Raw genomic sequence first — 15,084 nt, forward strand, 5'->3', positions numbered from 1 at the left:
CCTCGACTCTTTTATTCTATCGTATTTTATAAACTTTAACTAATTATTTGTTTGAAAAATTTTATTGATGTTAGCTTTCATCCTTCTTTTTATTCTTACGCCAGAACAAAAGACTACCAAGCAGAGATTAAATGACTGTTCCAATTACACCAAGCCAGCCAGTATTTGCATCATTTGTTACTGGTAATTTACCACTTGAAAAACACTTACTTCCATATTATTCCCAGTATTACCTATTGTCATTCTAGAAGTCAAGACCGGAATAATAAAGTTTGTTGGATCACTTACATTTCCCGAAGTATCAGTTGTGATACCTGAAAGTTAGGTCCTCGATTTAATCTCCATCGGAAGTTTGATGCTATAGTTTCCATTTCAAAATAAAAAAATACTAATGATAGCATTCTTTATTTTTGTATTTTTATTTTAGTTGATTTTATTTTGTATTTTATTTATTTCTCGGAACTTTCTTCTAACATTTTCATTCTTCGTAAAAGTTGATGTTCTCCAAATAAAATTAGCAATAAAACCAAGCTCCAACCTCCAATCAGTCCTGCCGAATCGATGAGCGGTCGCCCAGTCTTTGAAATAAAAATACGAGTAGGATGGTCTTCAACCACATATACTTTAATCTTTTCACCGGCGTTTCCTAATTTTCGAAAATAAACATCTAAAGGCCGCTTTTGATACTCTTTTCCTTCAAAAACATATGACACTTCATGAATGGCTTTAACCTCTGTTCCATATACAATTTGTCCTGAAACAGCTGTCTTTTCTAAGTTTTTATTCGTTTGATGAATACCTATTAAAAAGAGAGCTCCTCCAAGCATTGCTACAGCAACGACAAACATGACAATCCGTAGAATACGCTCAACTATGCCGACAATTTTATTCATTTAATTATCCTATATTTTCTAATTTACTAATTTTCCTGAACTTATTTCTATTTTATTTTAACATTTTTTACTGATAAAAGTTACTTTATCACTTATCCAAAGTTTTTTCAAAATTTTTTAAAGAAATACTAGCCCTTCTTCAATAATAGAAGAAAAATTATTTTTTTTTTGGTAAAATTGGCATAGAAATAATTATAAAACTCATCATATTTACTGACAGGTTTGTCAATAAATTGAAAAGATATAATCACTCCCTAATTAACAGTGAAAACTGCTTATAAGAATTATAAAACGAAAGAGGCACTTAATGTCCTTTGATGGTATTTTTTTACACCACATGACGGCTGAACTTCAACCGTTGGTTGGTGGACGTATTCAAAAAATTAATCAACCTTTTGACCAAGAACTTGTTCTAACAGTTCGGTCAGCTGGTAAATCTCATAAAATTTTACTCTCAGCCCACCCTGTTTTTGGTCGTGTTCAGCTGACCAAAACTGATTTTCAAAATCCACAAAATCCAAATAATTTTGTGATGATTTTACGCAAATATTTGGCGGGCGCTTTTATTGAACAAATTGAACAAGTGGGCAATGATCGTCAGATTATTTTCCATATTTCAACCAAAGATGAAATTGGTGACAGTTTAAAAATTGCTTTGATTACAGAAATTATGGGTAAACATAGTAATATTATTTTACTAGAAAAAACCTCGCAAAAAATTATTGAATCCATTAAACATATTGGCTTTTCACAGAATCAATATCGCACAATTCTACCAGGTTCAACTTATATTGCACCACCTTTAAATACTGCTATTGACCCTTTCAAAGCTACTGACGAAGAAATTTTTGAAGCTTTACAAACTGAACAATTACAACAAAAATTACAAGGAATCGGACGTGATTCTAAAAATGCGTTGACAGGTCTGTCAGTAAAAGAATTCAAAGAAAAATTACTGACAGTCACTCCATCAATTTATCCTAACGATACTTTTTCCAGTATCAAACTTGCTGACGAATTTGTAAGTTTTGACAGTCTCTCTGAAATGCTTGATACTTATTATGCGGATAAGGCCGAACGTGACCGTGTTAAACAGGTTGCTGCTTCTGTCATTAAAAAAATTCAAAATGAACTGAAGAAAAATCGTGATAAATTAAAAAAACAAGAACGAGAATTACTTGCGACTGACAACGCTGAAATTTTCCGTCAAAAAGGTGAACTGCTTAATACATTTTTAAATCAAGTTCCTAATGATAAATCAAATGTAACTTTGGAAAATTACTATACTAATGAACCAATTGAAATTGCTCTAAATCCAGCTTTAAGTCCTGTTCAAAACGCTCAACGTTATTTCCATCGTTATCAAAAATTGAAACAAGCCGTCAAATTTTTAGGAGAGCAAATTGCCAAGACCAAGGAAACGATACATTATTTAGAATCTGTTGAATCAAATCTTGAAAATGCTGACGTGGCTGAAATTGCTGATATTCGTGAAGAATTAATTCAAACAGGCTATATTAAGCAAAAATATCGTAATAAAAAGCAAAAAATGCTCCCACCAGAAAAATACCAAGCTGAAGATGGAACAATTATTTTAGTAGGTAAAAATAACTTACAAAATGAACAAGTCAGTTTCAAACTTTCACGCCGTGGCGATCTTTGGTTTCACGTTAAGGATATTCCGGGAAGCCATGTTTTGATTACAGGAAATACAAATCCATCTGATGAAACAATTACTTTTGCTGGGGAATTAGCAGCCTATTTCAGCAAAGCACGCTATTCCAACCTTGTCCAAGTGGATGTTTTAGATGTAAAAAAATTACACAAACCAACAGGAACAGCTCCAGGGTTCGTTACTTACGACCGTGAAAAAACGATTCGAGTGACTCCTGACGAATCTGTCATTAAATCTCGCAAAATTGGTAAGTAAATTTTACTGATAAAACTTAATTTTTATATTGGAGAACAAATGTCTGAAATCATCAGCTGCCCTGTATGCAGCCACTTGCTCATAAAGGAACAAAATACTTATAAGTGTGAAAATAACCATACTTTTGATTTAGCTAAGGAAGGTTACCTCAACCTTCTTTTAAATGCTAAAAAAACTTCTGGCGACTCAAAAGAAATGATGGCAGCCAGACGCGACTTTCTCGCCAAAGGCTATTATGAAAAACTATCAGATAGAGTTAATCAAAGACTTAAAAAATCTCATTCAATTGACCAAGCTATCCTTGATATTGGTTGCGGCGAGGGCTACTACCTTTCACGCTTCCAAAAAGAAATTGCTCCGGGAGCTTCTAATTTCTATGGAATGGATATTTCTAAATTAGGAATTCGCATGGCAGCTAAAAAAAATCCAATGATTCATTGGTTAGTCGCTAATTTTGCCAAACTTCCTTTCAAAGAAAAATCTGTCAGTACCGTTTTATCAATGTTTGCCGAATACTCTGTTCCAGAAATCGACCGAATCCTTACTGACGACGGAAATATTATTATTGTCAGAGCCGCAAACAATCATCTTATCGAATTAAAAAATATTATTTATCCTGAAATTCATGAAAAAATAAAAACTTCTTCTATCAAATCTTTTCCCGGTTTTTCCGTTGAACAAGAAAATTTTTCATATAATGTTACCATCCAATCTATCGAGGATTTATTAAGTCTGCTATTGATGACACCACATTATTGGAAAATCAAACCAGAAGGAATTGAAAATTTAAAGAAATTTGAATCCTTGGAAGTAACAATCAGTATTGAAATTGATTTATTAAAGCGACAAAAATAAATCTTTTTAACTGAAAAATAACTGTATTTTAACCAAGGATTTTTAAAAACCAATTATTAGGAAAAACACTCTCATTATTGGAATGACGGGGCTTTCATAAATTGGACAAATTTGATATAATTAAATTTGTAATTTTTACAATTTACATTATTATATTATTTTATAAGAAGGAGCCAATATGGCAAATGAAACTGTCATTCAAATGATTGATGTCACCAAACGTTTTGGTGATTTTGTCGCTAATGACAAAGTCAATCTTGAGTTGAAGAAAGGTGAGATTCATGCTTTGCTCGGCGAAAATGGAGCCGGTAAGTCAACCTTGATGAATATTCTCTCAGGACTCCTCGAGCCTAGCGAAGGTGAAGTCCACGTTAAGGGAAAGCTCGAAAATATCGACTCTCCGTCTAAAGCAGCAAACCTCGGTATCGGAATGGTTCACCAACACTTCATGTTAGTTGACGCCTTCACAGTTACTGAAAACATCATCCTTGGTAATGAAGTTACTAAAGGAATCAATCTCGATTTAAAGACTGCTAAGAAAAAAATACTTGAACTTTCTGAGCGTTATGGTCTTTCTGTTGAACCTGATGCGCTCATCCGTGATATTTCTGTCGGTCAGCAACAAAGGGTTGAAATCTTAAAAACACTCTATCGTGGAGCTGATATCTTAATTTTTGATGAACCAACAGCGGTTTTGACTCCAGCTGAAATTTCTGAATTGATGCAAATCATGAAGAATTTAATTAAAGAAGGCAAGTCAATCATCCTCATCACACATAAATTGGATGAAATCCGTGCGGTTGCTGACCGTATCACAGTTATTCGTCGTGGTAAATCAATTGATACTGTTGAACTTGGTGACAAAACAAACCAAGAACTTGCAGAATTAATGGTTGGACGCTCAGTTTCATTCATCACCGAAAAAGCTCCTGCTCAACCTAAAGATATTGTCCTCGAAATTAAGGACTTAAATATCAAAGAAAGTCGCGGTTCTCTAAAAGTTAAAGGATTATCACTTGATGTTCGTGCCGGTGAAATTGTAGGGGTCGCCGGAATTGATGGAAATGGTCAAACAGAATTAGTGAAAGCTATTACTGGTTTGACAAAGGTTGATTCAGGTTCTATTAAACTCCGCAACAAAGACATTACCAATCAACGTCCTCGTAAAATCACGGAACAATCTGTCGGGCATGTCCCAGAAGACAGACATCGGGACGGTCTTGTTTTGGAAATGACAGTAGCCGAAAATATTGCTTTGCAAACCTACTACAAACCACCAATGAGCAAATATGGTTTCCTTGATTATAACCAAATAAATAGTCACGCTCGCAAACTCATGGAAGAATTTGACGTTCGTGGTGCTGGTGAATGGGTTTCTGCTGCTTCTCTTTCTGGTGGTAATCAGCAAAAAGCAATTATCGCCCGTGAAATCGACCGAAATCCTGACCTCCTAATCGTATCACAGCCCACTCGTGGACTTGATGTTGGTGCGATTGAATATATTCATAAACGTTTAATCCAAGCTCGTGATGAAGGAAAAGCAGTTCTTGTTATTTCTTTTGAACTTGATGAAATTCTAAATGTTTCCGACCGAATCGCTGTTATTCACGATGGTCAAATTCAGGGAATTGTAAGACCTGAATCAACCACAAAACAAGAGCTCGGTATTTTAATGGTTGGAGGAAACATAAATGAATAGTAAAACGAAAAAAGTCCTTGTTCCTCTGGTAGCCATTGTTTTTGGTTTCTTATTGGGAGCAATTATTATGCTAGCCTTTGGCTACAATCCAATTTGGGGTTATGAAGACCTCTTCATTTCTGCTTTAGGAAATGCAAGAGCAATCGGTGAAACCTTACAAACAATGGGCCCACTAATTTTGACAGCTTTATCTTTTGCGGTAGCAATGAAAGTAGGGCTCTTCAATATCGGAATGTCTGGTCAAGCACTTGCTGGTTGGATTAGCTCGATGTGGTTTGCTTTGAGTTTCCCAGATATCCCACGTCTATTGATGATTCCTTTAGTTGTAATCATTGGAATGTTCTTCGGAGCATTTATGGGATTCATACCAGGTATTCTTCGTGCTCTCCTTGGAACATCAGAAGTTATCACCACAATCATGCTGAACTATATCATGTTGTTCTTCTCAACATTTATGATTCATAGCATGTTCCAAAAAAGTATCCTGATGGATAATACTACTGACCAAACAAAACTAATTAGTGCCAATGCTTCTTTCAGAACAAATTGGATGTCGTCATTAACTGATAATTCAACCTTAAATATTGGATTAATTATCGCATTGATTGCCCTTGTGATTATGGCGATTATCTTTACAAAAACAACTCTAGGATTTGAAATCAAAGCTGTTGGTTTAAATCCTGATGCTTCGGAATATGCTGGTATTTCAGCAAAACGTACCCTTATCTTATCTATGGTTGTTGCTGGTGCCCTTGCTGGTCTTGGTGGTGTTGTTTACGGATTTGGATACATGCAAAACTTTGTTTCTCAATCGGCATCGCTTGATATCGGATTCAACGGTATGGCTGTTGCCCTTCTTGGTGGTAATAGTCCTATCGGTATTCTCTTTGCCTCTCTTCTTTTCTCAGTTCTTCAAACAGGTGCTCCTGGTATGACAAATGATGGTATTCCACCAGAAATCGTTAAAGTCGTTACTGCATCAATTATTTTCTTCATCGCGGTGAAGTTTATTATTGAAGTCATGTTACCAAAAGCTAAAGAAATCAAAGCATCAGAAGCTGCTAAGAAGAAAGGAGAAAAAGCATGAATCTTGTAAATACTTTACAAATCATTGTCGCTAATATGCTCATCTATTCAACTCCTCTGATCTTTACAAGTATTGGTGGTGTCTTCTCTGAACGAGGCGGTATCGTCAATGTCGGTCTTGAAGGAATAATGACTATCGGAGCTTTCAGTTCCGTTGTATTCAACCTAACTACTGCCGGAATGTTTGGAAGTATGACTCCATGGCTCTCAATCCTTTTTGGAGCTTTAATTGGGGCACTCTTCTCTTCTCTTCATGCGGTGGCTACAGTAAACTTAAGAGCAGACCATATCGTATCTGGTACTGTACTCAACTTGATGGCTCCAGCACTCGGAGTTTTCCTACTTCAAGTTTTCTATCAACAAGGTCAAATTAATATCAATGAACAAATCGGTTATTGGAACGTTCCACTACTATCAAATATTCCTGTCATTGGTAAAATCTTCTTTAGTCAAACTTCTCTACCAGGGTTTCTTGCAATTGTTGTAGCCATTCTCGCTTGGTACGTTCTATTTAAAACGCGGTTCGGTCTTCGCCTTCGTTCAGTTGGTGAAAACCCACAAGCAGCTGATACCCTTGGAATTAACGTTTATGCCTACCGTTGGGCTGGGGTGCTTCTCTCAGGTGTCCTCGGTGGTGTAGGTGGTGCAATTTATGCTCAAGCAATTTCTGGTAACTTCTCAGTTTCAACAATTGCTGGTCAAGGGTTCATTTCACTTGCAGCTATGATTTTCGGTAAATGGAATCCTATTGGAGCAATGTTATCATCACTTCTCTTTGGGCTTTTTACCTCACTTGCTGTTGTCGGTGGTCAAATCCCTGGAATCAAAGAAATCCCTTCTTCATTCCTACAAATGGCTCCGTATGTCTTTACAATTATTGTCTTGGCACTCTTTCTTGGAAAAGCAATTGCGCCTAAGGCTGATGGTGTTAACTACATCAAATCTAAATAAATTTACAAAAATAAAAAAGTCTGTTCATCAACAACAGACTTTTTTATTATATTTTTAGCTTAAGAACAAATTTAATTTAAAATAAAAAAAGAACTAGTTGAAATCTCAACCAACTCTTTTTATTTTTAGTTTTTAACTGCAGAAGCAAATTCTTCTTTAGCAAAAGCTTCGTCAATGATTGCTTTCAATTGAGCACCAGAAGCTTCCATTTTTTGCATTTCAGCATCGTTCAATGGAATGTGGATTGGGTTAACAACACCCTCAGCACCAACTACTGCTGGTTGACCAAGGTAGCAGTCGCTTACGCCATATTGTCCATCTTGGAATACTGATACAGGAAGTACTGCATGTTCATCATCAAGAATTGCTTTAGTAATACGAGCAAGAGCTACAGCGACACCGTAGAATGTTGCACCTTTTTTAGCGATGATTGAGTAAGCAGCATCACGTACAGATTCAAACAATTCAACAATTTCAGCTTCGTTAAGGTAGTCATTTTCTTGGAACCATTGTTCCAATTTAACACCCGCAACGTTAGCATGTGACCAAACGGCAAATTCTGAGTCACCGTGTTCACCCATGATGTATGCGTGGATTGAACGAGCGTCAACATCAACTTTTTCTGCCAATGCTTGACGGAAACGTGCAGTATCAAGTGAAGTACCTGAACCTACAACGCGGTTTTTAGGGAAACCTGAGAATTTCCAAGTAGCGTATGTCAAGATGTCAACTGGGTTAGCAGCAACAAGGAAAATTCCTTTGAAACCTGAAGCAACAATTTTAGTGACAACATCTTTAGTAATACGAAGATTTTTTTCAACAAGGTCAAGACGAGTTTCACCTGGTTTTTGTGGAGCACCAGAAGTCAAGACAACGAGGTCAGCGTCGCTTGCATCAGAGTAGTCTGCAGAGTAAATCTTTTTAGGTGAAGTAAATGCCAAGGCATGAGAAAGGTCTTCTGCATCTCCTTGAGTTTTTTCTTTAAAAAGGTCAACAATTCCCAATTCTTGTGCAATCCCTTGGTTTACAAGAGCAAAAGCGTATGATGAACCTACAGCACCGTCACCTACAAGGATAACTTTTTTACGTTGTTTATCAGCCATGATTTTCTTTAATTCCTTTCAAATTATAAACGAGTATTTTATAAAATATAATCTTTTCAACAATAGGGCCTGTCGATAGCGGCAGGCATTATTGTTTTAAGATTCTTAATTGACAAATTATTTAACAGTACGGATACGCATTGTATTTGTGCGACCAGTACCAACTGGAACACCAGCAACGATGATGATATTGTCACCAGATTCAACTAAACCTGAAGCCAAAGCAACTTTTTCAGCGACTTCAAACATGTCATCTGTAGATGAAGGTTTTTCAGTCATCGTTGGGATTACACCCCAGTTAATCATCAATCCACGTTCAACTTTTTCGTCAAATGTAATAGCCAAGATATCAGCATTAGGACGGTGTTTAGAAATCAAACGAGCAGTGTTACCAGATTCAGTCAAAGCAACAATCAATTTGATATCCATAGCTTCTGCAGCATTTTTAACTGATGCAGCAACTACTTCTGTTACAGTTGATTTGTCGTAACGTTCTGGGTGAAGACGTCCGTATTCTTTCAACATTGTTTGAGCGTTTTTGTTAACAGTAGCCATTGTACGAACTGATTCGCGTGGGTATTTACCATTAGCAGATTCACCTGAAAGCATTGTTGCGTCAGTTCCGTCAATAACAGCGTTGAATACGTCTGAAATTTCTGAACGTGTAGCACGTGGATTGTAAGTCATTGATTCAAGCATGTTTGTTGCAGTAACAACAATTTTACCTGCTTTGTTAACTTTGCTGATGATCAATTTTTGGTAAACTGGAACCATTTCAAATGGAACTTCGATACCCATGTCACCACGAGCGATCATGATACCATCAGCTGCTTCGATGATTTCATCAAGGTTTTCGATACCTTGTTGGTTCTCAATTTTAGCCAAAAGTTGTACGTGTGGATTTCCAGTTTCTTCACAAATACGACGTACTTCGTTAACGTCATTTGCAGTACGTACGAATGAGATAGCGATAAAGTTGATTCCACCAGGTTGTGAAAGTCCGAAACGGATATCCGCATCATCACGTTCAGCAAGAGCTGGGAAAGGAATTTTAGTGTTAGGAATATTAACACCTTTTTGTTTACCAATAACACCATCATTTTGTGCTTCAACTTCAAATTCACGAGTTGCTGCATCTTTACCAGTCAATGACAAACCAAGCTTACCATCGTCAATCAAAATAGTTTGACCGATTTCAACATCATCAAAGATATCAAGACCACCAGCTACGTTCAAAGCAATCAATTCAGGAGTTGATTTAAGACCTTGTTTAGTTGCAACGCGGAATTTATCTCCAGTAACAACGCTGATTGCATCAGCACCGTCAGCAAAGAGTTCTGTACGCATTTCAGGACCTTTAGTATCAAGCAAGAAACCTACTTTATGACCAGCGATTTCTTCAGCGCGGTGAACTGTTGCCATACGAGCACCTTGTTCAGGATGGTCACCGTGTGAGAAGTTGAAACGGAAGACATTTGCGCCTTCTTCAATCAAAGCTGCAATGTTTTTTGCTGATGCTTCGACGTCAAGAGATTCTCCCCAATAGCCGCTTTCACCAAATTTTTTGCCACCACGAATTTCGACAGCAGGTCCAAGAGTTGAGACGATTTTTACACGTTTATTCATTTTGTGTTTTTCTCCTATAATGATTAATTATATATCTCTGCCCTAATTATGCGTTTAACACTTAACTAGAAACAGATTTGCAGTAACTTAGTTAAGGTTAAGATTGTTGAGTGCTGAGTTAAGACGGTAAAGTTCAAGACCAGCTTTATGCGGGTTATTTACTTTGATTCCACCTTCAGTAGTCAAACTAAAGAGTGCTCCTTCTTCAGCTGTTCCGAGAATTGGACTTTCTACAAGTTCTTCATTGCGGATACCAACGGCTACACCACCGATTCCATCACGAAGCAATTCAACAGCACGAGCACCCATACGTGAAGCAAGAACACGGTCACGAGCGGTTGGTGAACCACCACGTTGGATGTGTCCAAGGACAGAAACGCGAAGGTCTCCTTTATAACCAGCTTCTTTAAGTTTTGTAGCAAATTCTTCACCAGTCATTACACCTTCAGCAAGAACGATGATGTGGTGATTTTTACCTTTTTCGTAGCCTTTGTTAATGTTGTTAACTACGTTTTCAAACTTAAATTCTTTTTCTGGAATACAAATATCATCTGCACCAGCAGCGATACCAGCATTCAAAGCGATATCTCCAGCATTACGTCCCATTACTTCTACAACGAAAGTACGGTTATGTGATGATGAAGTATCACGGATTTTATCCAAGGCATCTACAACTGTTGAAACAGCTGTATCAAATCCAATTGTAAAATCAGTTCCTACGATATCGTTATCAATTGTTCCTGGAAGTCCGACAGCTGGGAAACCATGTTCTGTAAGACGCATAGCTCCATGATAAGAACCATCACCACCAATTACAACGACACCTTCGATACCGAATTTTTTAAGTTGCTCAATCCCAGCAAGTTGTCCTTCTACTTGAGCAAATTCTGGGTAGCGTGCTGAGTACAAGAATGTACCACCACGACCGATTTTATCACCAACTGAAGCTGACGTAAGCGGGAAAATATCTCCCGCAACCATGCCCGCATATCCGTGATTGATACCGTAAACTTCGATACCTTCAGAAATTGCTTTGCGAACAACTGCACGAATAGCCGCATTCATTCCTGGGGCATCACCACCAGAAGTCAAAACTGCAATGCGTTTCATTTAAATCTGTCCTCCGAAATTGAGATACATAGCAAAAATACGTAAACGTTATTAATATTTCTACCATGTTCATTTGTTGTCTAGTTCATTATATCACGTATTTATAAAAAAATCTCTTTACAAACTGTATGAAACGTTTTCATTGTTTCTTTTTTTCTAAGCCTTATTTTGCAAGGGTTTTCTAGCATTTTCAAATAAAATTTATAGACTTCATTTGCTCTTAATTCTTCTATAATATGACATAATAATAGCTATTCTACTCTTTTATATTTTAACAAAAAAGTAAATAATATTTTACCTTTTTGTTTATTTTTCTGATTATTCAACTTGAAAAATGAAATATTTTCATAAAAAAAATGAATTCCTTGCGAAATTCATTTTTTATATTACGCTTCGTAGCGTTTTTCACCATCAAGGTAAGTTGCAACTAAATCAAAATCATTGTCTAAAACGATAAAATCAGCTGACAAACCTGGTTTTATTTGACCACAAACATCATCAATGTTTACAGATTTTGCTGGTGTCAATGAAGCCATCATAATTGCTTCTGCTGGTGTGGCAATCCCCCAGTCAATGACATTTTTAACAGCTGTCTTAAGTGTTAAAATTGAAGCAGCAGGACGTCCTGTTGGAAGCCATGCGGCTCCATCACGAACTTCTACTTCGTATTCGCCAAGCATATAAGGTCCATCAGGAAGTCCTGCGGCACGCATTGAGTCTGTGATCAAAACAACATGGTCAGCGCCTTTCATTTTCATTACAATTTCAGCTGCTTCTGGACGAACATGGTGACCATCACAAATTAACTCAGCATAAGTGTTTGGTGTATTTAAAATTGCTCCAACCATTCCTGGTTCTTGGTGAGTCATCCCAGACATTCCGTTAAAGGTGTGAACCCAAACAGATGCTCCAGCTTGAACACCAGCAACCGCTTGTTTGTAAGTCGCATTTGAATGTCCCAATGCAATAACAACACCTGATTCAGTCGCTTTACGGATGAAGTCTTCTGAACCATCACGTTCTGGGGCAAGACCGATTTTTTTGAGCATTCCATGCGCTGCTTCTTGCCAATCTTCAAGTTCCCACATTTTGGCATCGCGCATGTATTTAGGGTTTTGAGCCCCTTTCTTTTCTTCTGTAAAGAATGGACCTTCAAAGAAAATACCACGTACTTTGGCTCCGCGAGCTTCTTGGTAATGTTCTCCTACGACCGTACAAACTGCTTTCAATCCTTCGTGGTCATCTGTCAAAGGACTTGGTAAAAATGAAGTAACCCCTGCTGACAACAAACCTTCTGACATTGTTCCCATAATTCCTTCAACTTCAGCATCTTGGGCATCAGCTCCTCCAAAACCATGGATATGTGTTTCAACAAGACCTGGGGCAATTGATTGACCTGAATAATCTAAAACATCAGCTCCTGCTGGCGCTTCTTCTGTCCACTCTCCAAATTTTCCATCAGTAATTTCTAAGAAACCACCTTTTTTTGTTTCATAAGCGTAGAAAAATTGATCTGCTTTAATATAGTAAGTCATAAATATCTCCTCTTCTTTTTCTTTAATTTTAGCACCCTTTATCTTTTTTGTCAATAAACAGTATATACCAATTAACGCTATAAAAATTACTGACAGATTTTGCCTGAGCCTATACAAATCATACTTTAGCAGATGAAAATAGCGCTCAATTTCTGTCAGTAATTTTAAAATTTAATTTAATTGTTTATTATTTGATAATTGTAACAATTTTTCTTTAATTTCTTCTTCCATTTTAGAAAGTTCAACTTCACCTTGTTGACGTTTTTGACGTCCTTCAGCCTGAATTCTCATAGTTTCTTGAATAGTATCAACTAAGTTTTGTTGAGTTAATTTTAATGTTTCAATATCTACTAAACCACGTTCATTTTCAGTTGCAGCCTCAATTGTTGATGCTTTAAGCATTTCTGAATTTTTACGCAACAAATTGTTGGTTGTTTCTGAAACAATACGTTGACTTGTCAAAGCATCTTTTTGCTTTAATAGGGTCAAAGCAATCGCAACCTGATTTTTCCATAGTGGAATGGCAGTGTTAATTGAAGTTTGGATTTTCTCAGCTAATTCTTGATTGGTATTTTGAATGAGACGAATTTGTGGCGCTTGTTGAATTGTCAGCTGACGAGCAAGACGCAAGTCATGAGCTCGTTTTTCTAAGCGATTTTTATATGATTCTAAATCATTCACTTTTTGAACAATCAAGGCATTGTCAGTAGAATCTTGAGCTTCTTTTCGAGCTTGCGGAATAATTTCTGTATCTAATTCCTGGACTTTTAATTCAGCACCAGCAATATAAACATTCAAAGCCTTGAAATAATTCAAGTTTTCATCGTAAAGTTTATCGAGCATTTCATTATCTTGCAAAAGTCCTTGTTGCTCATTGTTCAATTTTGCAGAAATTTTATCAATACCTGCTCCAATTTTTTGGTATTTTTGCGTCACTTCAAAAATTGAACGTTTAACTTTACCAAACATTTTGGTAAAAATCCCTTTATTTTCAGCTACCAATTCGTTTGGATTGGCTTGTTGTAAGTTAAACATCAAATCTGTCAGTGAAGAACCAACTTCACCCAAATCTTGTGCCTGAACTTTATTTAAGACACTTTGTGAGAAAGCCGAAATCTTATCTTGGGCGCTTGCTCCATAGTTAATGACAGATTGAGCACTTGATTCATCCAACTGTTTTGATAATTCTTTTGCTTTTTCTAATTCTTCAGTAGAAAGAACTTCTACTGCTGCTAAAGAGGCTTTTTCGTGCATTTTTACAATTTCTGACTTTTGTTGTTCATCTAATTGCTCTGCCTCTTTAATGACTTTATCATTGGTCATCAAATCATCTAAAATTGGATTATCCATATCTTTAATTTCCTTTGCTATACTTATATTTCTTTACTCTTAATTATAAATGATTCCTGCCAAAATTGACAGGAATATTTGTTTTTTTACTGACAGAATCATCAGTTTTACTGACAAGAATTTTAAAAATGTCTGTCAGTAAAATTATTTGTCAAAATCAACTTGATGTTTGATGACATTGACATCGTCCATCAAAATTTCATGGTAGTTTTTAGAAATTGAATGTGAGAGTGTTTTTATCAAAAGTAAGGTTTCATCTAAATCACGATTGATTTCTTCTGTCCTTACTGATTGTTTTTTCATTTCAATGAATTTCTCTGACAATTTGACCATGTTTGGCAAGTCTTTATATAGAAACTCATTTTGTTTTGTGAGTTCTTGTGGATTTTGAACAATATATTTAAACGTTTGTTTGCTGGCTTCTAAACCACCTGTCACTGATTCAACAACTTGTAAATCATCTTCTTTTTTCAGTAATTTTTCCCAAGTTTTGATATTTTCTTTTGCTTCTGACAAGTTTTCACGGAAAATTTTAATATCCGTATCTGAGAGTCCTGCTTCGTGGTAACGTTCAATATTTTCTTTTTTGCTCATTCCTTTATCCTTATATCCTTCTTCTCTTTCATCGGGGTTTTTTCGCATAAAACTAATTCCGATAATCATTTTTATAATTAAGAAAAAGAGAACTAATCCAAAAATCACATTCACGATTCCTAGATGACCATAACCGAACATCATGTCCTGATGATTCATAAATAAACTGACTGGCATATTTTTTTCCTCCCGCTTGCGTCCTGTTCTCACAAGTTTCTAATTTTTAAATTTCATTTTTAAGAATAACCTTTCGGATATATCTCTATTTTATCATAATATTTGAACCCTAAATCATACTTAGGGCTGATTTTTATTCTTGCTTATGTTAAAATGTAAAGGAAACCAAAACGAA

The 15,084-nt window shown here is 36.3% G+C and carries 12 protein-coding genes; 5 read left to right on the plus strand and 7 right to left on the minus strand.

Annotated elements, in window-relative coordinates:
• Window positions 1-449 precede the first annotated feature (449 nt).
• Complete coding sequence (locus tag ACRYLU_RS06590; RefSeq protein ID WP_038600633.1) at window positions 450-893, minus strand: hypothetical protein; 444 nt, start codon at window positions 891-893, stop codon at window positions 450-452.
• Between the two features lie 307 nt (window positions 894-1,200).
• Here ACRYLU_RS06590 and ACRYLU_RS06595 point away from each other — a divergent pair, with 307 nt between their 5' ends.
• The 5 genes from ACRYLU_RS06595 (at window position 1,201) to ACRYLU_RS06615 (ending at window position 7,414) form a co-directional block, all read left to right on the plus strand.
• Window positions 1,201-2,823, plus strand: coding sequence for an Rqc2 family fibronectin-binding protein (locus tag ACRYLU_RS06595; protein ID WP_260310381.1), 1,623 nt, complete (start codon window positions 1,201-1,203; stop codon window positions 2,821-2,823).
• Between the two features lie 39 nt (window positions 2,824-2,862).
• Window positions 2,863-3,678, plus strand: coding sequence for a putative RNA methyltransferase (locus ACRYLU_RS06600; RefSeq protein ID WP_256294082.1), 816 nt, complete (start codon window positions 2,863-2,865; stop codon window positions 3,676-3,678).
• A gap of 178 nt (window positions 3,679-3,856) precedes the next feature.
• Window positions 3,857-5,377, plus strand: coding sequence for an ABC transporter ATP-binding protein (locus tag ACRYLU_RS06605; protein ID WP_256294083.1), 1,521 nt, complete (start codon window positions 3,857-3,859; stop codon window positions 5,375-5,377).
• A complete protein-coding gene (locus ACRYLU_RS06610) occupies window positions 5,370-6,464 on the plus strand; it encodes an ABC transporter permease (RefSeq protein WP_260310382.1) in 1,095 nt (364 codons plus the stop codon). Before ACRYLU_RS06605 ends, ACRYLU_RS06610 begins: the two co-directional genes overlap by 8 nt.
• The gene (locus tag ACRYLU_RS06615; RefSeq protein WP_012897956.1) at window positions 6,461-7,414 is read left to right on the plus strand and encodes an ABC transporter permease; all 954 of its coding nucleotides are present in this window, start codon (window positions 6,461-6,463) and stop codon (window positions 7,412-7,414) included. Before ACRYLU_RS06610 ends, ACRYLU_RS06615 begins: the two co-directional genes overlap by 4 nt.
• Before the next feature lie 125 nt (window positions 7,415-7,539).
• Here the strand turns inward: ACRYLU_RS06615 and ACRYLU_RS06620 are convergent, their stop codons facing one another.
• The 6 genes from ACRYLU_RS06620 to ACRYLU_RS06645 all read right to left on the minus strand — a co-directional run bounded on the left by ACRYLU_RS06620 (window position 7,540) and on the right by ACRYLU_RS06645 (window position 14,909).
• Window positions 7,540-8,517: an L-lactate dehydrogenase gene (locus ACRYLU_RS06620; RefSeq protein ID WP_003131075.1), complete on the minus strand. Its 978-nt coding sequence runs from the start codon at window positions 8,515-8,517 to the stop codon at window positions 7,540-7,542.
• Between the two features lie 117 nt (window positions 8,518-8,634).
• On the minus strand, window positions 8,635-10,143 hold the full coding sequence (gene pyk, locus ACRYLU_RS06625) for a pyruvate kinase (RefSeq protein WP_260310384.1): 1,509 nt from the start codon (window positions 10,141-10,143) through the stop codon (window positions 8,635-8,637).
• A gap of 87 nt (window positions 10,144-10,230) precedes the next feature.
• Entirely contained in the window at window positions 10,231-11,253 is a 1,023-nt protein-coding gene (gene pfkA, locus ACRYLU_RS06630; RefSeq protein WP_003131080.1) for a 6-phosphofructokinase, read from the minus strand.
• Between the two features lie 386 nt (window positions 11,254-11,639).
• On the minus strand, window positions 11,640-12,788 hold the full coding sequence (nagA, locus tag ACRYLU_RS06635) for an N-acetylglucosamine-6-phosphate deacetylase (RefSeq protein ID WP_278227971.1): 1,149 nt from the start codon (window positions 12,786-12,788) through the stop codon (window positions 11,640-11,642).
• Between the two features lie 171 nt (window positions 12,789-12,959).
• Entirely contained in the window at window positions 12,960-14,138 is a 1,179-nt protein-coding gene (locus ACRYLU_RS06640) for a toxic anion resistance protein (RefSeq protein ID WP_445080796.1), read from the minus strand.
• Between the two features lie 144 nt (window positions 14,139-14,282).
• Window positions 14,283-14,909, minus strand: a complete 627-nt coding sequence (locus tag ACRYLU_RS06645; RefSeq protein ID WP_010905895.1) for a 5-bromo-4-chloroindolyl phosphate hydrolysis family protein — start codon at window positions 14,907-14,909, stop codon at window positions 14,283-14,285.
• Window positions 14,910-15,084 lie beyond the last annotated feature (175 nt).

The sequence above is a fragment of the Lactococcus sp. KTH0-1S genome, assembly GCF_052544945.1.